This is a genomic window from Frankia sp. AiPs1, assembly GCF_023716945.1.
GTDB lineage: Bacteria > Actinomycetota > Actinomycetes > Frankiales > Frankiaceae > Frankia.
In genome coordinates this window covers 1-1,104 of record NZ_JAMQQF010001008.1, presented here as the reverse complement: position 1 = coordinate 1,104, position 1,104 = coordinate 1, and the positions used below count along the sequence as shown (strand labels likewise).

The 1,104-nt window shown below is 70.7% G+C and carries 1 protein-coding gene; it reads left to right on the top strand.

Features of this window, described 5'->3' with window-relative positions; genetic code table 11:
- Nucleotides 1-326: 326 nt before the first annotated feature.
- The coding region (locus tag ND748_RS32515; RefSeq protein WP_251750090.1) for a phosphatase PAP2 family protein at nucleotides 327-1,104 on the top strand (778 nt) is incomplete at its 3' end.

Sequence of the window (1,104 nt, the reverse complement as noted above, 5' to 3'; positions counted from 1 at the left end):
CGGCGCGCCTCGACGCCCCGGCCGGCCCGGGCCGGGAGGACGCGGACCGCAGCGACGCGCGCGCAAGAAGTCAGGCGATTTCCCACCGAACCCGGTCATGCATCGACCCGTGACGGCACCAACCGGCCCATGCTGTTGAGTGGAAGCATGAAGTGTGCGCTGCCCCGGCAACCCGGTGGGCCGCGACCGGCCTGGGCCGACGCGCGCGGCTCGCATGCCGGCCGTGTTCGGGCTGCTGGCCGCGGCTGTCCCGACGGTCGGGGAAGAGCGCGATCTTTGAGAAGAGTGCGATCTTTGGGAAGAGTGCGACGTTCGAGAGGTGCATCGTGAGGCGCTTGCGTAACCAGACCACCGGTCTGCCGGTCTGGTGGGTCGAGTTGCTGATGTTGGCCGTCCTGTACTACTCGTACACCGGGACCCGCTCCGTCGCCGACGCCTCCGCCGGCGAGGCGATGCGGATGGGCCACGACCTGGTGCGATTCGAGACCTTCCTGCACCTCGACATCGAGCTCAGCCTCAACCGATGGCTGCAGAGCGTCCCGGTGCTGGCGGTGGCGTGCTGCTACTACTACGCGACGCTGCACTTCGTGGTCACGCCGGGCCTGCTGGTGTGGACGCACCGCCGGCACACCCGGCACTACGCGCAGGCGCGCTGGACGCTCGTGGTGACCACGCTGATCTGCCTGGTCGGGTTCTTCCTGTTCCCGACGGCGCCGCCCCGGCTGCTCACCGGCACCTCGTACACCGACACCATGTCGCACTTCGCGGGCTGGGGCTGGTGGACCGGGACCGCCAGCGCCGCACCGAACGGCCTGGAAGGCATCACCAACCAGTACGCGGCGCTGCCGTCGCTGCACTGCGCCTGGTCGTTGTGGTGCGGGTTCCTGCTCGTGCGCTTCGGGCGCCGGACGGTGACCCGGATCCTCGGGGTGCTCTATCCCGCGGCCACGTTCTTCGTCGTCATGTCGACCGCCAACCACTACCTGCTCGACGCGGTAGCCGGCTGGCTGGTCCTCGGTGTCGCCGCCGGTTCCGTCGCCCTGGTGTTCGCCCGGCGGCGGCGGGTCCGGGCGACCTCGGTCGGCGCCGCGCCGGCGCCGGCGC